The organism is Acinetobacter sp. PW68 (assembly GCF_020982655.1).
Taxonomy (GTDB): domain Bacteria; phylum Pseudomonadota; class Gammaproteobacteria; order Pseudomonadales; family Moraxellaceae; genus Acinetobacter; species Acinetobacter towneri_A.
In genome coordinates, this window is sequence record NZ_JAHZSX010000001.1 from 1,106,116 (window position 1) to 1,129,062 (window position 22,947).

Consider the following 22,947-nt stretch of genomic DNA (forward strand, 5'->3'; position numbering starts at 1 on the left):
TGCAATGAGCACCATGCAACAGACAGATGTTTTAATTATTGGGGCGGGACCATCAGGCAGCTCGGCTGCAGCTTTGCTGCGTCAAAAAGGTTACCAAGTCACGGTCATCGAAAAGCAATATTTTCCGAGGTTTTCCATTGGTGAATCTTTATTGCCGCAGAGTATGGTATTTTTGGAAGAAGCGGGTTTGTTGGAGACCGTTCGCGCACATGCCGATGAATATGCCTTTCAGTTTAAAAATGGCGCGGCTTTTTTAAGAGGTACGCAGCGCAGTTTTTATGACTTTACTCAAAAGTTTAGCGAAGGTCCAGGCACTACATGGCAGGTAAGACGTGCCAACTTTGACCAGCTTTTGGCACAGCAAGCCGAAAAAATGGGCGCAGATATCCGTTTTGGTCATGAAGTTTTGGCGGTCGATGTGGCATCTACACAACCGATTTTGACGGTGAAAGGTGAGCAAGGCAACAACTACCAAATTCAAGGCAAATTTCTATTGGATGCCAGTGGTTTTGGCCGAATTTTGCCGAAGTTTCTCGACTTAGAAAGTCCATCGGACTTTCCAGTGCGCCGTGCGGTCTTTACCCATATTGAAGATGGTTTGTTGGATGATCCTGAGTTTGACCGTGAGAAAATCTTAATTACCGTGCATGAAAAAGACCATCGTGCGTGGTATTGGCTAATTCCTTTTGCCGATGGGCGGTCTTCATTTGGCGTCGTTGCGGAGCAAGATTTCTTTGAAAGATATGGTTATGACGGTAATGCAGATTATGATTTAGAAGCCTTGCAAAAACGTATTTTGGCCGATGATGTCAGTTTGTCGCATTTATTGCGCCACGCTAAGCATGATACTCCTGTACGTACTTTGGTGGGCTACTCTGCCGATGTTAAACATTTGGCATCTGAAAACTACGCGTTACTGGGCAATGCCGGTGAGTTCCTCGATCCTGTCTTTTCTTCAGGGGTAACTATTGCCTTAAAATCGTCTAGTCTAGCTGTGCCATTGGTCGAGCAAGTGTTGCAAGGTCAGAAGGTAGACTGGATGGAGCAATATGAAAAACCGCTACGTAAAGGCATTCAAGTGTTCCGTGCCTATGTCGAATCATGGTATTCAGGTGAGTTTCAGGATGTGGTATTTTCGACTCAACAGGATGAAAAAATCCGCCGTATGATTGCTTCCTTGCTAGCAGGTTATGCGTGGGATGCAAGCAACCCGATCCATCGTAATGCCAAGCAACGCTTGAGCACTTTGGCCGAATATTGCCGAGAAGAACAACCGCAAAAAGAGTCGCTTACTGATGAAACTTGAGCTGCGTTTTAAAACTGTCAGTTGGGTTTTAGCCAGTGCTCTGCTTTGTAATGCCTGCCAAAGCTTGATTCCCAAGGCGCAGGGGCTCGCGACCCCACAGTGGGTTGCGCAAAATTATCAACGTCAAGATCAAATCGAAGTACAGTGGAAAACCCAGAGTTTCAGCTTTTTACTGTATCAGCAACAACGGGGGCAGTCGCTTGATATGTTAGCGCTTAGCCTCACAGGACAGCAGTTGTTTAAGCTCAGTTTTGATGGTCAAAAGGTCGAAGCTGAACAGCGCATTGATCCAATGAAAAGATTACCTTTTGATTATGTAGTGCGTGATATTCTCTATGCCACATATCCAAATTTTGCTGCCTTACATACAGCTCAAAATGCGGTCGTGCAGAAAGACGATACCATTTATATACAGCAGCAACCCGTGTTGAAAATTCAGCAAAATGAAGGAGCAATTAAACTGGATAATTTGCAAGTGCCTTATCAAATGATGATCAGCACGGTGAGCAATACTTTAGAAGATGATCAAGGTGACCATCATGACTAAAAATCTACAGCATGTTTCAGCCGTGGGTATTCAGTTCAGTGCGGCGCTGTCGGCTTTGGGACAAAATGCCGCTGAGCTTCAACATGCCTTGACCAACCCTGAAAATACCCTATCGCAACGAGGAGATCTGATTGCGGGGCGTTCGGTCTGGGTCGGCGCATGTGATCAAACCTTAGTTCAAACAGTGCCTGAAAGCTTGAACGGTGTAGACTCACGGAATCTACGCTTTGCGCTGACGGCTCTGGCGCAAATTGAAACTGAAATTCATGCTTATACAGCACAGTTTGCTAAACAACGTCTTGCTGTGATTGTCGGTACTTCAACCTCAGGCATCGCGGATAATGAGTCTGTCTTAAAAGTCCAGTTTCAACAGTCTGTACCGCAGTCTGTACAGCACCAAAAACAAGAAATGGGCAGTTTAGCGGAAGCCTTACAACAGTATTTGGGCTGGGAAGGGCCAGCCTATACCATTTCTACCGCTTGCTCCTCGGCAGCTAAAGCACTGGCGGCGGGGCAACGTCTGCTGAATGCAGATCTGGCTGATGCTGTCTTAGTAGGTGGAGTTGACACCTTATGCAAGCTAACCTTAAATGGTTTTGATAGTTTAGAAAGCTTATCGAACGGAATTTGTCAGCCCTGTGGAGCCAACCGTGACGGCATTAATATTGGTGAAGCGGCAGGATTGTTTTTACTGTCCAATGCGCCTGCCCCCGTGATGTTGTTGTCGAGTGGCGAGTCAATGGATGCATGGCATATTTCAGCACCGCATCCAGAAGGAATAGGGGCTGCGGAGGCGATGCAAAAAGCTTTAGACGCTGCACAGCTTGAAGCAGGCGATATTGGATATTTGAACTTACATGGGACTTCTACACCGCAAAATGATGCAATGGAAATTAAAGCGGTACAGACCGTTTTCTCAGATACAGTTGTGGCCGTAAGCAGCACCAAACATAAAACAGGACATTGTCTAGGGGCCGCGGGTGCAATCGAAGCTTTTATTTGCCAACAGGTTTTATTAGATCAATCCTGGTTACCGCTACATCATGCAGGTGAATTGGACGATGCTTTGGCTGGGCAAAACTATGTGCTTACACCGCATTTAGCTGCACCGATTCGCTATGCGATGAGTAATTCTTTTGCTTTTGGTGGCAGTAATATCAGTTTAATTTTTGGGAAGGCTTTACCATGATGGATGCAGTACAGTTTATTCCACATGCAAAACCGATGGTTTTCGTGAGCCATTTGATTGAAGTCAATGATGAATTTGCTATTGCAGAACTTCACATCACACCTGATTTGATGTTTTGTGAGCCAGAAGGCTTGCCCACCTGGAGCAGCATTGAGTTGATGGCGCAGACCATTAGCGTCTATGCCGGTTATAAAGGAAAAACTCAGGGCTTGCCACCGAAAATTGGCTTTTTATTGGGAACGCGTAAAATGCAGTTGCCTTGTGCCTATTTTAGTTTGGGCACAACCGTGCGGATTCGAGTAGAACAAAGTTATCTGCACGAGGGTTTGGGGCAGTTTCATTGTGAAATTGAATATCAAGAACATCGGTTCAGCGCCATGTTGAGCGTATTTGAGCCTGAAAATATGAATGAAATCATCGGAAAATTAGTGTGAACAGAAGAATTTTAGTCACGGGTTCGAGTCGTGGGATAGGTAAAGCGATTGCTTTGGAGTTGGCAAAGGCAGGCTTTGATGTCACGGTCCATGCCCGTTCAAGACAGTCTGAGGCCGAAGCGGTGGCTCAGGAAATTCAAGCGCTTGGACAGGCCAGTCATGTACTGATGTTCGATGTGAATGAGCGTGAAAAAATTGCCGCTATTTTAGAGCAAGATATAGCACAGCATGGTCCTTTTTACGGTGCAGTGCTGAATGCAGGATTAACCCGTGATGGTGCTTTCCCCGCACTGACTGATGAAGACTGGGATGACGTGGTCTCGACCTCTCTGAACGGTTTTTATAATGTGTTGAAACCATTGATGATGCCAATGATCCGCTTGAAAAAGGGTGGACGTATTGTGACATTATCTTCAGTGTCTGGAATTATGGGGAACCGTGGTCAGGTCAATTATAGTGCTGCCAAAGCAGGCTTAATTGGTGCGACCAAAGCATTGGCACTAGAGTTGGCAAAACGCAAAATTACGGTGAACTGTGTGGCTCCGGGCTTGATAGAAACCGAAATGGTCACAGAGGAAGTCAAAGAACATGCCTTGAAAATGATTCCGATGCAACGTATGGGGCAGGTGGAAGAAGTCGCTAAAGCGGTAAAGTTTTTATGTAGTGATGATGCCAGTTATATCACCCGCCAAGTGCTTTCAATTAATGGAGGCCTGATCTAATGAAACGTGTTGTTGTAACAGGCATGTCTGGGATTACTTCTTTGGGTGAAACCGCAGAGCAAATTTTTGAGCAGTTTACACTCGGTAAAAGTGGCATTCGCTATATGCCCGATTGGGAGATCTATCCTGATTTACGTAGTAAATTAGCTGGTCCAGTTGAGTCATTTACTGTACCGAAGCATTTTAACCGTAAAGTTACTCGTGGTATGGGGCGTGTTGCCTTAATGTCCACGGTATGTGCTGAAAAAGCATTGGAAGACGCAGGTTTACTCCATGCTGATATCTTAAGAAGTGGCGATGCAGGCGTGGCTTTTGGTTCTTCTGCGGGCAGTGTGGATGCTGTGCGTGAGTTTGGTACCATGTTGCTTGAGCATAATATGAGTCAACTCAATGCCACGACCTACATTCGTATGATGTCACATACCAGCGCGGTCAATATGACGGTGTATTTTGGGCTAAAAGGTTTAACGCTGCCGACCTCAAGTGCGTGTACTTCCGGTTCGATGGCCATTGGACAAGCTTATGAAGCGATTAAATACGGCAAGCAAACTGTGATGATTGCAGGTGGAGCAGAAGAGCTCAGCGCTGCGGGTTCAGCTGTGTTTGATGTACTGTTAGCGACCAGCGTTCAAAATGATCATCCAGAGAAAACTCCGCGTCCCTTTGATGCAAATCGGGATGGTTTGGTTGTTGGTGAAGGTGCAGGCTGTTTGATTTTAGAAGAATATGAACATGCTCAAGCACGTGGAGCGACTATTTATGCTGAGATCATCGGTTATGGTAGCAATACTGATGGTCAGCATGTGACGCGACCTGATTCTGAGATGATGGGACGCTGTATGCAATTGGCACTGAAAGATGCACAGCTTACTGCTGCGGATATTGATTATGTTAATGCACATGGCACTTCGACTGATCAGGGTGATATTGCTGAATCACAAGCAACTGTGCGTATATTGGGTCAAAAGCCAATCAGTTCATTAAAAAGCTATTTTGGTCATACTTTAGGTGCATGTGGTGCAATTGAAGCATGGCTCAGCATTGAAATGATGCAACGTAATCAATTCGTGCCAACTTTAAACTTAGATAACATTGACCCTGCGTGTGCGGAATTAGATTATATTTGTGGTGATATTCGCCCGATGTCAGCAAAAATTATTATGACGAATAATTTTGCCTTTGGTGGCATTAATACATCATTAATTTTCAAAAATAATATAGACCATAACTGAAACAGAGGGTAAAAAATGGGGTTTAAAAAAACACTATATATCTTATCAGCAGTGAGTATGCTGGGATTAACAGCTTGTAGTACTGTAAAAATTTCTGATTATCCGCAGCGGCAATTAATGACAGCAAAATATGCGACTGCGGCTGATATTGTGAACAATATTCGACTTGGTGTTGGGCAAAATGCGCGCACTGGTTGGGTAGTTGAACAGGCAGATCAGACAAAGGTAGTTGCGGGTTTAACCCGTCGTAGCCATTATTTACAAGTAACCTATCTCATCTCAGGTAATCAAGTCAGTTCACAAATTACAGGTAGCCGTAATCTCGATCAACGTGGTAATAAAATTCATAAAAATGCGATGGCATGGAAGGCACGTTTAGATAATTCGGTATTTACACAACTTTCAAAAACGTTAAATTAAATAAGAGGGCAATTACTATGAATATTAAGCAATTTGGCTTCACAGCTATTCTGGGGCTAGCTGCATTTACATCAGCACATGCAGCTGACCAAATGCATGATTTCAATTTCCAAGAAGCTGTAAGCCGTGCTGTTGCTGATGGGGTTTTGGATGGTTCAGTAAAATTTTATTTGGCGGGAACCAAGTTGGGCGGTAAGGTGATTGAAAAAGGCTTAGTGACCAATAAAAAGACCAATGGTTTTGCCAAATCTGCGGAAAGTTCATGTGATCATGTACTTCGTTCGGCATTGATTCAATTTCAAAATACAGCCAAAGCCAAAGGCGCCAATGCGGTGACCAATCTGGTGAGTTTCTATAAGTCCAATGAAACACGTAGCACCACGACTTACCAATGTGCGAAAGGTACGGCATTAGCAGGGGTGGCATTAAAAGGTGACTTAGTAAAGTTCTAATATGGTCTGATAGCATGGTCTTTCTAGAAACAAGAGAAAGACCTTATCTGACTGGATTGGTCGCTGCGGTGTGGAACTGGAACCTTTGGCCAATGCTTTAAAAGAGGTGGTGCTGCAACAGCAGGTGCTGCATGCCGATCAAGCGCCGGTCACCATTCGCCCAAACATGGGATGACAAGTACCCACAGATCAGCAAAAGCTGGCGTACACACTGGGAGAATCTAAATACCTTCTTTGCTTATCCAGCCGAGATACGCAAAGCCATCTATACCACTAATGCGATCGAATCATTAAACAGCGTAATACGTCAGGCGATCAAAAAGCGTAAAGTCTTTCCAACGGATGATTCTGTACGTAAAGTGATTTAGCTGGCCATTGATGCAGCGTCTAAAAAGTGGAATATGCCTATTCGCGACTGGCGTTTAGCCATGAGCCGCTTTATTATTGAATTCGGTGACCGCTTAAGCAATCACCTTTAAATTTATGAAAAGCAATTACACAAAATTATTTACAGGCTCTGTTTCAATCTACTAAAACAATAAAATTTCAGATTTTTATTAGAATATATAATAATGAGAATTATTATCTTTTGTATCAATAATCATCTATTTTTTATTTAATCTATATTAATCAATGCTTTGTGCTGTTAATTTCAAAGGAAGTATTATAATTGCTATTATAAATGATAATTATTATCATTACTTTAATCTTATATGCAGTCGTTGCTGTATTTGAGAAGTGTTTTGAGCTCAAAACATTCGAAAAAAATTAACTCTCTCTTTATAAGAGGATACCGACAGATGCAATCACTTGCCAATCGGTTGGCGATACAACACTTCGTAAACGCATATACGCAAGAAACTGGCAAAGGTCACTTGCTTAATAAAAATCAGCAAAGTCCGCAACAACAAGGGTTTAGCCAAGGTTTGACGCTGTTATCAATCCCAATACATTCTATTCAAGCACAATGTAATATTCCTTTATCTTATGTCAGTCGAGTCGGGCGACATCGTTTAGCAGATCTTCCACAAATTATTATCCATGGACAAATCAGATCATTTAGTCCTGTTGCAATCGTTGGGTTATTGCTTGAAGAACTGGTTTTTGAATCGTCTATTCCATTAGATGCTGCATCTTTAGTAGAGAAGTGGATTCAAAGTCGTGATGCGCTACAACAGTTTTTAGCACACCGTGAAGCTGATTTTGATAATTTGGTCAAAGCAGGTCAGAGTTTCATTGAAACTGAACAGGCATTGATTTTGGGGCATAGCATGCACCCAGCGCCGAAAAGTAGAACAGGTTTTGTGCATGAGGATTGGCTAAAGTTTTCACCTGAACACAAAGGCAAGACACAACTTCATTATTGGCTAGTGCACCAAGATTACATTGCGGAAGGTAGTGCGACTGATGAACCTATTTCAGCGCAATTAAAAACGGCATTACAGTGGTATTTATCTGAAAATGATCTCTATATAGTTAAAACCCATAGCGAATATAAATTACTCCCATTGCATCCTTGGCAAGCTCGCTATTTACAGGGTAAAGCTTGGTTTGAACGATTGAAGCAAACAGGGCAATTGATTGATTTAGGTTTACGTGGCTGGCAATTCTCTCCAACAACATCCATTCGTACATTGGCGAGTTTCAACGCTCCGTGGATGGTGAAGCCATCTCTTTCGGTGATGATTACCAATTCTATTCGAGTCAATTTAGCCAAAGAATGTCATCGTGGTGAATTGACACATCGTCTGTGGCACAGTGAGTTTGGTCAGAATATTCTAAAAAAATGTCCAAGTTTAAAGGCAGTCAATGACCCAGCTTGGATCGCTTTGAAAATTGATGATGAAGTGATTAATGAAAGTATCTGCATTTTTAGAGATCAGCCTTTCCATCCTCAACAGCAAGTCACTTGTATTGCTTCGTTGTGTCAGGATCATCCAAGCAAATCTTTAAATCGTTTTAACGCATTATTTGCCAAGATTTCAAAAGCTCATCCTGAGATGGATTTTTCAGAGATTGCTTTAGATTGGTTTAATCGTTTCCTTGAAGTCAGTTTGCAACCGTTGATGTATGTCTATCATCGCCATGGCATGGCATTTGAATCACATCAGCAAAATGTGTTGTTGGAACTGGAAAATCATTTTCCTAAAACTTTATGGCTGCGTGATAACCAAGGTTTTTATTATATTGAAGAGTTTGCGACTGAAATTCTACAAGCGCTACCTGAACTGAAAGAAAAAGCCTTTGCGGTAGGTCCGAAAGATTTTGTGGATGAGCGTTTTAGTTATTATTTCTTTGGCAATACTTTGTTTGGGATTATTAATGCCATCGGTGCGACAGGCTATATCACTGAAGATGAATTGTTAGCGAATTTAACTGAATTTTTAGAAGAACAATTACAACAATATCCTGATAGCACCTTATTGCAAGGATTACTGTTCAATTCAACGCTGCCTTATAAAGGCAACTTGCTGACACGTTTGCATGAATTAGACGAATTGATCGCGCCTGTCGAAAATCAGTCTGTTTACGTGCAACTGCCAAATCCACTGCGTATTTCACAGAAGGATGTCAGTTATGCTTGATTTTATTGGAATTGGTCTAGGACCTTTTAATTTAAGTCTTGCTAGTTTGCTACAAAACAAAAGCTCACTCGATTACGTGTTTTTTGAGCAAAAGGCGCAATTCGATTGGCATGCAGGTATGCAACTACCTAATACGGTATTGCAAGTACCGTTTATGGCTGATTTGGTCTCGATGGTTGATCCAACCAGTCCATTTAGCTTTTTGAATTATCTACGTCATCAGCAACGCTTGTATAAGTTTTATTTTCTAGAGCAGCCACATATTCCGCGTTGTGAATACAACCATTATTGCCAATGGGTTGCAGAACAACTTGATTGTATCGAATACCAATCTCGTGTCTTGAGGATTGAACCCCAAACGATAGGTTTTAAAGTAGTCGTTGAATCAAAGGGTGTTCAGCACAGTTATTTATGCCGTCATCTGGTCATCGGAAGCGGTAATGTGCCTTACTTGCCTGAATGCTTGGCTAAAGTACAGCAGCAGCAACCACAAAAATGTCTGCATTCTGCGCAATATATGACTCATGCCGATATAGATCTACACGGCGATGTTGTAGTACTTGGTTCAGGGCAATCCGCCGCCGAAGTCTTTATTGATCTGCTTGATGAGCAGCAAGATACATCCAATCATCAGTTCGACCTACACTGGTTTACTCGTTCTCTGGGCTTCTTCCCAATGGAATATGCACCATTGGGACTGGAACATTTTAGCCCAGACTATGCACAGCATTTTTATGCTTTGCCAGCTGAAAAGAAAGAGCAACAATTGCAGCAGCAGTCTTTGTTGTACAAGGGCATTAGTGCAAAGACCATCCGTGAAATCTATCAAAAACTTTATCACCGTAGCATTGCGGGTCAAAGTTTGCAGACACATTTGCATAGCCAATGTGATTTGAAAGATGCAGAAGTCTTAGATATGCAAAAAATTCGACTGCATTTCCAGCATCGTGCCACGACACAGGCTTTCCATTTAGATTGTGATTTTTTGGTTGCTGCAACAGGTTACTTTACCCCTGATTTTGGTTTTATGCAGTTGCTGAAACCTTATATTGAATTTGATCATAAACAGCGTTGGCAAATCACGGAAGACTATCGTGTTGTACATCATCTAAATGGTCATATTTTTGTCCAGAATCAGGAAATGCATAGCCACGGTGTTGGTACACCAGACTTAGGGCTTGGTGCTTATCGTGCAGCGACAATTATCAATCAGTTGCTTGGTGAGTCGCTTTATGAACTCGATCAGCAGGCGCAGACATTCCAACACTTTAATCTCTCTCAAAATCCAAAAATTTGTATGGCAGATGACAAAGCACAATCAAACGAGTGCGTTTGTGAAAATTCTGCCAATAAAAACCATTCAATTTTCAAGAAAACAGAACAGAACGTGATGACAACGCACCCTAATCGTCGTGGTGCTAATACACGGACACAAACTGCTTCTGTACATTCAACTTATGAGAAACTGATATGAACTTTGCAACTTTAAAAATTAATCAGCAGCAATGGCGTGCCGCAGGGCAACGTCTTATTGAAATGGCGATTGCAGAGTTTCTATATGAAGAAATTATTGAAGTTAAAGCATTGTCAGCAGGGCATTATCGCTTAGATTTAGGCAATCGTCAGTATGAATTTCAAGGACATCAATATCTACTCGGACATTGGAATATTCAGGAAGCTTCTGTACGTGATGTGACTCATAGTCAGGAAAATGATCAACCTGCTTGGAACTTACATGAGTTTATTGTCGCAATGTCTGACAGTTCTAATGTAAAGCCATTTACCAAAGCATATTTGATCAAAGAAATGAACAATACTTGGCTGGCAGAAGCACATTTGTTCAATGAAACGCGTTTGCCAAGCACAGCGGTTTTAACTGAGCCTCATTACAAAGTTGAAGGCATGCTACGAGGTCATCCTTGGCTCATCATGAGTAAGGGGCGTATGGGTTTTGGTTATGATGATTATTTAAGCGCTGCGCCAGAACTTTCTCCTGAAGTTAAAGTGTTGTGGTTAGCTGTACATCGTGATTTAGCAGAGTATCGAAGTACTGAAGATTGGAGTGCATGTGGTTTATATCAAAATGAATTTGATGCCAATGAACTACAGCAGTTCATCAATATTCTCCAAGAAAAAAATCTAGACCCACAAAATTATTTTTTGATTCCCGTACATGCATGGCAATGGCACCAATGGCTCGTGCCAACTTATGCCAATGAAATTGTTGATCAGAAAATTATTGAACTGAATATCAGTCAAGATAGTTATGTGCCAATGCAGTCCATTCGCACATTATGCAATACATCAAATCTACAACGTCATTACATTAAACTGCCAGTCAGTATTTTTAATACTGCTGTTTATCGTGGATTACCCTCAAAACGTAATCTTGCTGCTCCAGCAGTGACAGCATGGTTAAAACAGATTCATCAACAAGATCAAGACTTACAAAATACAGGTGTGATTTTCTTGGGTGAGGTTGCAACTTTAACTATTCACCAGCCATGTTTTGACCGCATTGACGGCGCACCATATCAATTTAAAGAACTGTTCGGTTGTTTGTGGCGTGAAAGTGTTGATCGCTATGTTGATTCATCACAACAAGTTCTCTCTCAAGCAGCTCTATTACATCGTGATATTTCTGGTCAATCGATCCTGAGCGTGCTGATCAAAGCATCAGGATTAAGTCCTTTAGCTTGGTTAGCTCAATTTGCTCAAGTGTGCATGAGTCCATTGTTACTTTGCTTGTATCGCTATGGTTTGGCATTTTCACCACACGGCGAAAACACGATGTTGGTACATGAAAATGGTGTGCCGAAAGCCATGGTATTAAAAGACTTCATTGACGACATTAATTTAGTGGATGAGGATTTTCCTGAGTTAGCTCAGTTACCATCTGAAGCAGACTTATTACTCCGTCACGAAGCGATCGATCTAAGCCATTTTATTTTCACTGGTCTCTTCATGGTGCATTACCGTTATATCTGTAATGTGTTCTTGCAAGACTATCCTGAATATTCTGAGTTTGATTTTTGGCAGACCATTTCCAACACGATTGTTGAGTTTAACCAACAGCATCCAGAACTGGCTGAACGAGCTGAAAAATTTGCGATGCTGCGCCCAACGTACACCAAAATTTGTTTAAACCGTGTTCGTTTATTTACCACCAGTTATAACGATGAAGCAGAGCGTCCTGTGCCTGTTTTCCTTGATCCTATTGCAAATCCAGTGAGCCCAGAAACATTGAAAACATGGGCAGAACAACCTCGCCAAGCGAAAGCTGGCTAATTTTATTCGTCATTTTATAGGTTCGATATGAAAACAATCTCTCAGCAATTACCAGATTATTTTGAATACTTTGAAGATGGTACACAGTACTACTTACGCCAAGTGCAATATCCACAGGATATTCCTTTATTACATCAATGGATGCATGAGCCACATGTAATTCCTCAGTGGCAGTTAAATAAATCGGAACTAGAGTTACAAGTTTACTTCGACAAAATGTTAGCAGATGACCATCACCGTTTATTAATCGTCGGAATTGATGGCAAAGATGTGGGCTATACCGAAATTTATGAAGGTAAACGTGATCGTTTAGGTCGTTATTACGATGGTGATGACAATGATCTCGGTTGGCATCTCTTATTTGGTGACAAATCCGTGTTTGGCAAAGGCTTCTTGCGCCCAACCATTCGTTTACTCAGCTTTTACATTTTTGAACATTCGAAAGCTAAAAAAATTGTGGGTGAGTCAGATCATACCGTTAAACCTTATGCAGCAGTGGTGGCAGAGCTTTGTTATGAAAGCCAACGTTTAATACCGATGCCTGAAAAAACAGCGATGTTGTACTACTGCTTTAGAGAAACTTTCTATAACAAGTTTGGGGAATATTACCAAACATCACAACAACAGCTAGCAGATCAGCCAGCCAAACTCCTGAGTGTTACATGAGCATATATATCAATGAAATGCATATCTTAGACATGCGCTTTGCGGCGAATGTCTCTGTTGCAGAATTTGAACAATGGTTAGCACGGATTCAGCACTATTTCGAACATCAGCGAAATTTTGTGTTGATCATGCAAACCGATGCAAATACAGAATTTCCGGAGGAATATAAAGCAATCCAAGGCAAATGGTATAAGCAATATAAACAAGATTTTTACCAATATTGTTTGGGTTTTGCTCGTATTGCTCAAGATGAAGAAGATCGTATTCGATTGGATACACCAGCTCTGCACAAAGCTTGGCATGTTCCATATTTTGTGAGCGTAGATAAAGCTGAAGCCACACAATGGGCTTTGCAGAGGTATTTATGAATCAAAATTCATTAAATATTCAGAAAGTCTCAGCCTTGAGCCTGAGTGTCGTGGTGGTTTTATATCTCGCGCATGCCTTACCACTGTATTTTTATAATGTGGCCTTACCTGCGATTCTGCGTCATCAAGGCGTAGATTTACGTTGGATTGGCATGTTGTCGCTGCTCTATATTCCTTGGGCATTCAAGTTTTTTTGGGCACCACTAATTGATCGTTTTTATTTCAAAAAACTCGGTAAACGTAAAACTTGGCTTTTGTTTACGCAAATAGCTTTGGTGTTGGGGGTCGTTGCTTTGGCACTTACCCAATTCGATTACGGTCTTGGTGTATTTGTTATTGTCGGTTTATGGATTTCAACTTTTGCTGCAACTCAAGATATCGCAATTGATGGCTATACGGTCGAAACCTTTTCAGAATCTGAGTATCGACTAGGCAGTATGGCGCAAAGTATAGGTGTTGCGCTTGGCAGTATGGTTGGTGGAGCAGCAACTTTATGGCTGTATGAGCTTTATGGTTGGCAAACTGCACTGATTTCCTTAGCCGCTATGACAGCATTGACGATGTTGGCTATTTTCCAGATTAAAGAAAATTCAAATGTAGAGAAAATCTCAAAACAGCCGCCAAGTCTGATCCGTGCATTTAAACGTCCAGAAATGTTATGGGCATTAGCTTTGATCGTATGTTATCGAATTGTCGAAGCACCGGCTATGGCGATGCTGAATCCGATGCTGAATGATCAGAAATGGTCGTTGTCACAAATCGGCGTGCTGATGTCTGTAATAGGTGCAGGGATTGGATTATTAGCCGCTGTTTCAGCTGCATTTTTATTAAAAAAAATAGCCGCAACACAATTGCTAATCTGGGCTGGTTGGGCACGCAGTTTGGTTTACGCCTTGTTGGGTGTAGCCGTTTTACTCAGTTGGTTGAATCAATGGCATTTACTTCTTGGTGGCTTTGTCATTGTCATTCTTGCCATCCGCTATATCGCAATGACAGCCTTATATGCACATTTCATGCAGACCAGCTCCAAAGAACAAGCTGGTACTGATTTTACGATTTTAGTTTGCTTCGAACTATTGGTTTATTTTATTGGCGGTGCAGTCTCAGGTTTCTTAGCCAAAGCATTTGGTTATGGAAACTTCTATCTCATTCTCGCAGTTTCATCTGTTTTAAGCGTGTTGCTTAGTCAACTGCTTATTCGCAAAGCAAAACAAACGCAACAACTCATCTAGGGGTCATTTATGAAAGTTCGTTCACTTTCGACATCATTAACACTGCTCAGCTTGGCGATCAGTACGCAACTTTATGCTCAAAATGTCGAGCAGACTTCAACCGTAAATCAACTGGCACCGATTGTTATGACAGCAACTCGCTCAGCTCAAAGTATCGCTGAGATTGCGGGAACTGTTTACAGTATTAGCCAAGAAGACATTGCAAAACAAGCTGCTGCTGGTAAAAGTACCGCAGATATTTTAGGACTGTTGGTTCCATCTTTAACACCAAGTTCAGGTACGACCAGTAACTATGGGATGACCATGCGTGGTCGTACAGTGCAATATATGATTGATGGTGTTCCGCAAACGGGCTCACGCGATAGTTCACGCCAATTAAATAGCATTAGCCCAGACATGATCGAACGTGTTGAAGTCGTGTCAGGTGCAAGTAGTATTTATGGTGCAGGTGCTACAGGTGGGATCATCAATATCATCACCAAAAGAGGTTCGGGTGATGGTGTAAATTTTGAAACCAAACTCGGCGTTACTTCAGGTGATAATTTCAAAAGTGATGCTTTAGCTTATGAAGCGTTTCAGTCTGCATCATTTAACCAAGGGGATTGGAGTGGTTTTATAGGTGCTAGCTATACACAACGCGGTGAAATTCAAGATAGTCGAGGTGATCGTGTAGGTCCAGAAGTTGCACAAACAGATCGTCAAGATACTGAAACTGTAGATGTGAATGGTCGTTTAAGCTGGCAGTTGGCAGATAAGCAAAAATTAAGTATCGGTGCGCAATACTATAACGATGAGCAGGACAGTGAATATGGCGCTGATTATGGTCCAGGCTTATCTGTTTTACTTCTAGGGGCAAAACCTAGTCAAAAAGCTGTAAAAGGTTTAGAGCTTGATACTCAACCACGTACTAAGCGCAGTGCAGTAAATGCACAATATGAAAATCAGGATTTTCTTGGTCAGACTTTAAATGCAGAGGCGTATTATCGTACTGAAAAAGGGCGATTCTTCCCAAGTGCAAATGCTTTAGCACATGCATCCATTCCAGGTGGAAGAACATTTATTGTTACCCAATCAGAAACAGATATTGATGTTTTTGGTGCTCGTTTAGCACTTCAAAGTAAACTCAATCTGGCAGAACGTGCATTAAATCTAACTTATGGTGTGGATTACGATAAGGAAAATGGCAAACAAACAGCACAACTTTATGATCTAAATACTTTTATCAGTAGTAATGGTCTAAAGTTTAAGCCTTTAAATAATTATGCTTTTGGTCCTGAGGTAGATACTGAAAAGCTTGGTTTCTTCTTACAAAGTCAATTTGAAGCAACTGATCGCTTAAATCTACAAGCAGGTATTCGTCATGAGCGCATCGATAGTGATGTTAAAGACTCAGTTCCATATTCTGCAGCAATGGTTGCCGATTTCGTTCCAACATACCAAGCTAAAACCTTAAAAGGTGGTTCAGTTAAGCATGATGCAACACTTTTCAATGTGGGCGCACTTTATCATTTAACTGATGCACAACAGGTGTTCGCAAATTTCTCGCAAGGTGCAAATTTACCTGATGTACAACGTATGCTAAGAGATGTTCCTGCAAACTTTGTCGTAAGTAACCAAACAATTGATCCAATCAAAGTAAATAGTTTTGAGTTGGGCTGGCGTCTACAAGATGATGCATTAAGCACAGGGATCACGGCGTTCTATAACAAATCTGATAAGTCATTGAAATTTGGTCCTCCAAGTTTTGCAATTGAAGTTATTGATACAGATGAACGTGTGTATGGTGTTGAAGGTAATGTCAAATATACCGTTTCAGATGATTGGAATGTAGGTGGGACTTTAGCTTATACACGTGGTCAGTTCAAAAACTCAAATGGTAAATGGCAAGAGTTAGATGCAATTCGTGTAGCACCTTTGAAAGCAACGGTTTATTCAGACTGGCAATTCAATGATGGTTTAGGTTTACGAGTACAAGCTTTGGCTATTGATGGTACGGATGAAGCACGTAAAGATGGGATTGCGAATGGTAGTACTCGTCCACCAGCAGAAATCAAAGGTTTTGCAGTGATGGATGTGATTGCCAATGCAAAAGCAGGTCCAGGAACTTTAGGTTTTGGTGTATATAACGTGTGGAATACGGACTATAAGTCTGTTTATAGCCAAGCAGTTTCAACGGTTTACGGCGATATTTCGAGCTTGGCTGCTCAAGGTCGTACCTATGGTTTGAGCTACACTCTCAAGTACTAATCTTATCCAAAAAGGCATCTTTTAGATGCCTTTTCTTTTGATGAATTCCATGATGAACAATCATTTAAAATTTTTAGCTTTGGCTGCGTTAATCAATGGAACGTGTTTTTCCATGATACTTCCTTTACTGGAACCTTTGACTCGACAGCTACATTTATCCGAATTCCAAGGTGGAGTGATCGTTTCAGCAGGAGCGATCTGTATGGCGATCGCTTCAATATGGGTTGCTAAAAATAAAAGTAATCAATCTCCAGAAAATCTAGTGAATTATGGTTTTATGGGAATGACCATAACATGGGCGCTTTTTACTTTCATACTGGCTTTGGGCTTAGAGGCGATTTTGCCTTCAGTGTTGATTTTCATTTTGTTGGTTTTAAGTCGTGCTTCGACTGGCATTTTTATGGCAATGCCACAAATCGGTCTACAAAGTTATGTCATGACAGAATCAGCTGAAACAACGACTCGTAGCAAGAATATGGCATTGTTTGGTGCGATGAACAGCTTTGGTATGATTGTCGGACCTTTGGCGACTTCGTTGTTATTGTATGGTGGACTATTATTTCCGATGTGGTTTGCGGTTGCTTTACTGGCATTAGTCAGTTTGGCACTCAGTATGTTTTTTAAGAAAAAGAGTGATATACGGTCAGATGCAGATAAGCCATCAGAACAAAGTTCAAATATAGTTTTGAATCAGCAAAATATTATCAAGCAAAGTTTAATTTGGTTGGCTTTAGGTTTTTCTACTTATGTTGCAATCGTGACATTAAACATGACTGCTGGATTTTATATCCAAGATAAATTCTTTCTGAGTAGTCAGCAAAGCGCAGTGTATTTCTCCCAATGTATGGTTGTTGTTGGTATCTGTCTGGTAGTGACACAGTTGCTGATCGTAAAAGTGATTAAGCTGCAACTACATAGTCTTGTATTAATCGGCATTTTGACCATGTGCTTTGGGTTGCTACTATCTCTTTATGCACAAAGTATTGTGGTATTTCAAGCCAGTTATATTTTCTATGGTATTTCAGTTGCTTGCTTATTACCTGCATTTACTACAGGCGCTGCCCAAGCGGTATCTCAGCAATCACAGGTTAAAATGGCAAGTTTTTGTACGGCGACACAGGCATTAGGTTTAATTGTTGGCCCCTTACTCAGTACATTTTTGTATCGTTTTAATACCCATTTCCCATTCTATCTATTACTGTTCTTAACCCTATCGATTGGCCTTTATTTTAGTTGGATGTTGATTCGAAAAGAAGCTGAAACTGCATTGCTACTTGATGAATAAAAGGGGTTTTGGCTAAAAATGACTCATCTTTTTCCTCATAATGCAAGTATTTCGACTGTTTCAGTCATTTATTGCTATGATGAGGCGCCTTTATGTTTATTTTTTAATCAAATTTATTTCATTTGTTTACTATTTGAATTTTAAGCCTATTTTTTTAGTTACCCTATAAAGCGTATAACAAAACAAAGGAGTAACAATGCTGATTTTTCATGATTATCCTGTCCAGGGGGCAATTTTTGATATGGATGGAACAATGTTTGATACAGAGCGACTACGCTTTCAGACATTAAAACAGGCCTCTCAGGAACTCATTGGACAGGAATTTTCAGATGATTATTTGATGCAGTGTCTGGGTTTAAGTGCCAAAACTGCTGAACAACTTGCAAAAAAATTAACAAGAAAAGCTAGCTCATCCAGAAAAAATTTATAATTGATTTTTTAAAAATATCATTAGCTTAAATTTGATTGAGATTTAGGTCCAAAGATTTCTCATGCTCAAAAAAAGCCTTTATGAAATTTTTAGAATGATGAATTTGGAGCTAATAATGTCCAAAAAACAAGCTAAACCAAAGAAGAGTTCTAAGCTATCTTGTGTGAAACAAGACAAATTAACTGAAAGTTCGCTAAGAAAATTCTCCGACATAATCGACCAGACAATAAAGCTTACTAATGTTGAGGTAGGTGATCAAAAAAATGCAAAAGATCGACTGAAAAATTCAATGATTACTCGCGTTAAGAAAGACTATTTGAGTCTTACACAACATACGTATCTTTTATCTATTGAAGCTAAAAGTCATGAAGATTGGTTTAAGAATCAAGCTAACTATATTTTTTGGTCAGAGCTATTTACTTATCTTCAAAGTCACAAAATAAATAAATAATTAAAAATTAGATGTTTGATTTTATTTTAAAATATATAATTGAATTATATTTCACGTATGTTTTAGATAATGACAAAATTAGACAATTCAACAGGAATAAGCTATTTCTTAGCAGATGATGTATTAAAAGATAAAAATATACGAGATGCAGAAAACAGTGCATGGCAGGATTTTTCGACAAATTCATCGCAAATTACTAATAACCAATTTGGCGGAGCTGGATATTTTGCTGAAACTCATCATGCGGCTAGTTATAACGTAAACCAAGCAAATTCGGCACAAGACGATCGTGCACATCTAGTTAACAGCCGTGAATTTGGTTCAATAGATATTACTACTGATTCAGGTCTGGCATTTAATCCAAAATATTTTGCAACAGCGGAACAAAGCTATGCAGCTGGGGCAGAATTATTTACTGATGAATCCGGTGCACTAGTCGCAAAATATGCTGGTCAGCAGATTATTGTACCAAGTGATCAGTATCATGAAATTTCAATGCTACATCAACGACATTTAGAACAAGCACAAACATCAGGTCAAATAGACCAATATGAAGCCTTAAGCCAAATCAGTTTTACAGATCGGATAGTTGATACAAATGGTATTGAATCATTACCGTTAAGTTATGCAGAAGCACATGCTGGTAAGCAGGCATTACAATCTGGTGAAACCCCATTTTTTGCGCAACAGCATTCTTTTATAGATGGTGCAGGTGAGTTTGCCGGTAGTTCGATAACAGCGGTGGCATTTGTTAGTGCTATTGAGTTAGGTCCAGTTTTACTAAAAATACTTAACCAAATACGTCAAGGTGATTTGACAGTCGATACGGCTAGTTCCGCTTTGATGGCAGACTTAAGACAAAATCAAACTTTAAATAATATACAAGTAGGAAGTTTAAAGGCTGTTACTGCTGGTGGTCTAACACTTGTGACTGAAATGAATGCAGGTATAGCAGCATTTTTAGTCACATTTTGTTGGGATGTAAAAGAGATCTATACAGCTTATCAGAATGGATTAATTAATGAAAAAACATTCTGGCAGGCAATTCAGCAAGCTGCCGCAAATCGTGGCCTACAAAGCTTACTGGTGACTGCTGCAGTTTCGATAGCAGGGCCAATAGGTTTGCTTGCTCCTGTACTAGCACAATTTTTATTTCAGAACATGCAACAGAGCCGATGGTTTGAACATGGATTTGAACAGATGGCAAGTGGCTGGATGCGTACAGTTAATGAAGCTGCACAGATTTCGACTCAGCAATGGCAATTGGCATGCACGAGTTATCAAGCAGTAATGAATGAAAAAAATCTGAGACCCCAAAAAGGGGAAGACAATCAGGCTAATCAAGATTATATGAATAATTTTAATGATGTCATTAGAGAAAATCACCAACTTGATGAAATTAATATTCCGGATGTAGAGGGTCAAATGATGATTTCTCAATTAAGTGAAAAAAACCTTAAATTATTAATTACCCAACAGAGCCCATTCGAAGTTCAACAAAGTGTTGATCATTTCTTAATTGAAAATCAAAATAATCGACAAATTATAGAAAGCGCAGCTCTTGATGCATTAAATGTTTTGGGGCCTCAGGACAATGTAAAAAAATCTTCGATTCATTTCTTAAAGAAAATTAAATTAGCAATTCTTGACCCAGCGCAGTTACAGAATGAATCGAATGAACAGACGCGTGCACTTCTCACTGCACAGATGGCAGCATTGCGGATGCTACAAGGACTGCAATCTGAACAGCGCCTTTCAATTGAATTCATTGCTATTGTACAAACTCAGCTAAAATTAATTCAGTATAACCTCACTTATTTGCAACAAGAATATCAAGATGCTTTCCAAAAGATCTATGTTTCAATGTCTATAGGCTATCAAACATTACGCCAAGAGATTAATCGACATGAAAAACGTATTTCTAAGCTTGAAAAACACTCCTTATTGCAAGATTGGTTGAATTTGAGTCATGTACAAACAATACATGGAATGCGTTTCAGTGAAATGTCAAAAGAACTTAGACTATGTAATGCGGTAAATAACTTTATTCATCAAACGGAAGGCATGTGGAAAGGTAGAGATTTACTTTACTTGCAGGCATTTTTAGAAAAAGTAGGTATTGAAGATTTAGACCCATCAATATTCTTGCTCTCCTTTAGAGATCAACCTGATTTACAGAAAAATTTATTATATCAATTAAAACAAATTAAGCAGGTAGAAGAGGGTCAAGAGTCATCCTTAATGATTTTTAATCATTTAAAGAGTGATAATTTTGATCAAAATAGTCATCAAGTAAATGATCTATATCTAAAGCATGTCGAGTCTATTAAAGGGATATCGATTTGGGATTTAACATTATTTTTACTTTGGCAATTAAAATCTGCAGTATTTACACCTTATCGAATCACAACAATCGATCAACAACGCCAGAGTTGGTTAGATGCATTGGCAGAGATGGAAAGCTTAGTTGATGAAAAAATTATATCCCAATCCCTAAAAAAGCAAATTGAACAGCTTAAAAAACAAATTACTAGCTTTAAATTGTCGGTGCCATTGATCGGGAAATTCAGTGTTGGTAAGTCCACGTTATTGAATTCATGGTTAGGGCAAAATATTCAAAGCACAGATTTAGGAGCATGTACTTCATATCCAACAGAATTTCATTATGCTGAATATAGTGAACAAAAGGTCATTGTGGTCAGTGGAACTGAGCAAGAATCTATATCAACTGAATATGAGTTGGCACATTACCAAACATTGAGAGCACAGCATATTTTAGACATTGATAAGATTCATCATGTAGAAATGTATTTACACAATGCTGTATTAGCACAACATCCAGATTTAGTCTTAGTTGATACCCCAGGACTTGAATCTAATATCGGTTCACATGAACAAGCACTCATTCGGTATTCAGGAACAGCACATAGTAGTTTTATTTTGTGTGTATCCAAAACCCATTTAGGTGAAGCAGAACAACAATTTGTAGCGCGCCAATATATGTTTGGTAAACCACTATCGTTACTCATTTGCCAAGAGGATCTGATCGCGCAAGCAGAACGTGAGTCAGTACGGCAAACAGTTGCACAACAAGCAGGGATTGATTTGGATTATTCCTTAGTAAGAGGATGTTCAGCACATCAAGGTGATTTAAAAGGTTTTGCAGAAATCTTGAATTATATTGAGGAAAATAAATCAGAAATATTTTCAGAATGTTTCAAACAGCAAATAGAAAGTCTTATTAGTGTTGCTCATAAGAGTTTGCAACAACAGCTTGATTTGGATCAATCTAGAGAGCAATTAGAGTATAAGAAACAACAGATTATAAATGCTCAAACAGAGTTAAGATCACAGTATGAGAAAGAAAAAAATATGTTATTAAGATTGGTTGATACTCGTATTAGCCAAGATGTAATGAATACGATTGAGCAGGTACTCAATAGCCGTCGCTTGTATTATTACGACCTCGTCGTTGAACAATCACAACAATTACAGGCTAGTATCCAGGCCGATATACAAAATGCTTTTCAACTTGCGACACAGCAGTTTTTACACCCAGTGATACATCGATCGGCTACGAAATTAAATACAGCAGTCGATTTGACACAGCTACATGAATTAAATGAAAAAAATCATATTGCACATTTAACACTTGAACAAAGTCGAGCAAAGGAAGCAGCCGTACTTGGCGGTGTTGCAGGTGGAATTGCGGCATTGGCTTTAGGTGTAACAATACCTTTCTTAGTTTTACCAGGATTAATAGGTGGATTTCTATTTGCTGAAAAACAGCAATTAGAAAAAGCACGTCAAGTGGTTGATCAGCACTTAAATAGCATTGCGATTCAGCTTCTAAGCTCTATCCAAGAGCAATTAAAACAGCAAACCAAACATTGCTTTGAGCAAATTTATCTTGATCTTGAACAGTATCTTGCTGATCAAAATGAAAATATTGAAAAAATAGAAGCCCAGTTATCTACTGATTTAGAACAGCGTAACTTACTAAAACAGCGTGTTGCAGTAGCTTGTCAAAATATGCAAAACCTACTTAACCAGTCGAAAGAAATTTCATCTCAATATTTGTTGGAGCAATAAG

General features: G+C 40.0%; 18 protein-coding genes and 3 pseudogenes. All 21 read left to right on the forward strand.

Translation table 11 applies throughout. The annotated features are described in order from the left end of the window. Positions 1-4: 4 nt before the first annotated feature. Positions 5-1,306 carry an NAD(P)/FAD-dependent oxidoreductase gene (locus tag K1T76_RS05290; RefSeq protein ID WP_230244446.1) on the forward strand — a complete coding sequence of 434 codons (1,302 nt, stop codon included), beginning with the start codon at positions 5-7 and terminating at the stop codon, positions 1,304-1,306. Beyond that, entirely contained in the window at positions 1,296-1,853 is a 558-nt protein-coding gene (locus K1T76_RS05295; protein ID WP_114392602.1) for a DUF3261 domain-containing protein, read from the forward strand. Before K1T76_RS05290 ends, K1T76_RS05295 begins: the two co-directional genes overlap by 11 nt. Continuing rightward, the gene (locus K1T76_RS05300) at positions 1,846-3,042 is read left to right on the forward strand and encodes a beta-ketoacyl-[acyl-carrier-protein] synthase family protein (RefSeq protein ID WP_104221728.1); all 1,197 of its coding nucleotides are present in this window, start codon (positions 1,846-1,848) and stop codon (positions 3,040-3,042) included. Before K1T76_RS05295 ends, K1T76_RS05300 begins: the two co-directional genes overlap by 8 nt. Next, entirely contained in the window at positions 3,039-3,476 is a 438-nt protein-coding gene (locus tag K1T76_RS05305) for an ApeP family dehydratase (RefSeq protein ID WP_230244448.1), read from the forward strand. The genes K1T76_RS05300 and K1T76_RS05305 overlap by 4 nt, the downstream gene beginning before the upstream one ends. Further along, positions 3,473-4,198: a 3-ketoacyl-ACP reductase FabG2 gene (locus K1T76_RS05310; RefSeq protein WP_005090831.1), complete on the forward strand. Its 726-nt coding sequence runs from the start codon at positions 3,473-3,475 to the stop codon at positions 4,196-4,198. Before K1T76_RS05305 ends, K1T76_RS05310 begins: the two co-directional genes overlap by 4 nt. Further along, positions 4,198-5,430 carry a beta-ketoacyl-ACP synthase gene (locus K1T76_RS05315; RefSeq protein WP_127799697.1) on the forward strand — a complete coding sequence of 411 codons (1,233 nt, stop codon included), beginning with the start codon at positions 4,198-4,200 and terminating at the stop codon, positions 5,428-5,430. The genes K1T76_RS05310 and K1T76_RS05315 overlap by 1 nt, the downstream gene beginning before the upstream one ends. Before the next feature lie 57 nt (positions 5,431-5,487). Continuing rightward, a complete protein-coding gene (locus tag K1T76_RS05320) occupies positions 5,488-5,850 on the forward strand; it encodes a hypothetical protein (protein ID WP_227515218.1) in 363 nt (120 codons plus the stop codon). Positions 5,851-5,867: 17 nt separating this feature from the next. Continuing rightward, positions 5,868-6,302, forward strand: coding sequence for an excinuclease (locus K1T76_RS05325; RefSeq protein ID WP_230244450.1), 435 nt, complete (start codon positions 5,868-5,870; stop codon positions 6,300-6,302). Between the two features lie 34 nt (positions 6,303-6,336). Then, positions 6,337-6,459 (forward strand): annotated as a pseudogene (locus K1T76_RS05330) (IS66 family transposase); the annotation flags it as partial. After that, positions 6,458-6,781: pseudogene (locus tag K1T76_RS05335) on the forward strand (transposase); the annotation flags it as partial. The pseudogenes K1T76_RS05330 and K1T76_RS05335, both read left to right, overlap by 2 nt. A gap of 321 nt (positions 6,782-7,102) precedes the next feature. Further along, on the forward strand, positions 7,103-8,887 hold the full coding sequence (locus K1T76_RS05340) for an IucA/IucC family protein (RefSeq protein WP_230244452.1): 1,785 nt from the start codon (positions 7,103-7,105) through the stop codon (positions 8,885-8,887). Continuing rightward, positions 8,880-10,361 carry a lysine N(6)-hydroxylase/L-ornithine N(5)-oxygenase family protein gene (locus K1T76_RS05345; RefSeq protein WP_230244454.1) on the forward strand — a complete coding sequence of 494 codons (1,482 nt, stop codon included), beginning with the start codon at positions 8,880-8,882 and terminating at the stop codon, positions 10,359-10,361. Before K1T76_RS05340 ends, K1T76_RS05345 begins: the two co-directional genes overlap by 8 nt. Further along, a complete protein-coding gene (gene acbC / locus K1T76_RS05350) occupies positions 10,358-12,175 on the forward strand; it encodes an IucA/IucC family protein (RefSeq protein WP_230244456.1) in 1,818 nt (605 codons plus the stop codon). The genes K1T76_RS05345 and acbC overlap by 4 nt, the downstream gene beginning before the upstream one ends. A 27-nt stretch (positions 12,176-12,202) precedes the next feature. Continuing rightward, positions 12,203-12,841 carry an acinetoferrin biosynthesis acetyltransferase AcbD gene (gene acbD, locus K1T76_RS05355; protein ID WP_230244458.1) on the forward strand — a complete coding sequence of 213 codons (639 nt, stop codon included), beginning with the start codon at positions 12,203-12,205 and terminating at the stop codon, positions 12,839-12,841. Continuing rightward, positions 12,838-13,209 (forward strand): hypothetical protein, encoded by a 372-nt coding sequence (locus K1T76_RS05360; RefSeq protein WP_230244460.1) that lies wholly within the window; start codon positions 12,838-12,840, stop codon positions 13,207-13,209. Before acbD ends, K1T76_RS05360 begins: the two co-directional genes overlap by 4 nt. Next, entirely contained in the window at positions 13,206-14,441 is a 1,236-nt protein-coding gene (locus K1T76_RS05365; RefSeq protein ID WP_230244462.1) for an MFS transporter, read from the forward strand. The genes K1T76_RS05360 and K1T76_RS05365 overlap by 4 nt, the downstream gene beginning before the upstream one ends. Positions 14,442-14,450: 9 nt before the next feature. Further along, a complete protein-coding gene (locus K1T76_RS05370; protein ID WP_230244464.1) occupies positions 14,451-16,688 on the forward strand; it encodes a TonB-dependent receptor in 2,238 nt (745 codons plus the stop codon). 25 nt (positions 16,689-16,713) lie between these two features. After that, on the forward strand, positions 16,714-17,973 hold the full coding sequence (locus K1T76_RS05375; protein WP_326845734.1) for an MFS transporter: 1,260 nt from the start codon (positions 16,714-16,716) through the stop codon (positions 17,971-17,973). A 196-nt stretch (positions 17,974-18,169) separates the two neighbouring features. Then, positions 18,170-18,364, forward strand: a pseudogene (locus K1T76_RS05380) (HAD hydrolase-like protein); the annotation flags it as partial. Between the two features lie 154 nt (positions 18,365-18,518). Beyond that, positions 18,519-18,854, forward strand: a complete 336-nt coding sequence (locus tag K1T76_RS05385; RefSeq protein ID WP_230244465.1) for a hypothetical protein — start codon at positions 18,519-18,521, stop codon at positions 18,852-18,854. Positions 18,855-18,923: 69 nt separating this feature from the next. Then, positions 18,924-22,946, forward strand: a complete 4,023-nt coding sequence (locus K1T76_RS05390) for a dynamin family protein (protein WP_230244467.1) — start codon at positions 18,924-18,926, stop codon at positions 22,944-22,946. Position 22,947: the final 1 nt, after the last annotated feature.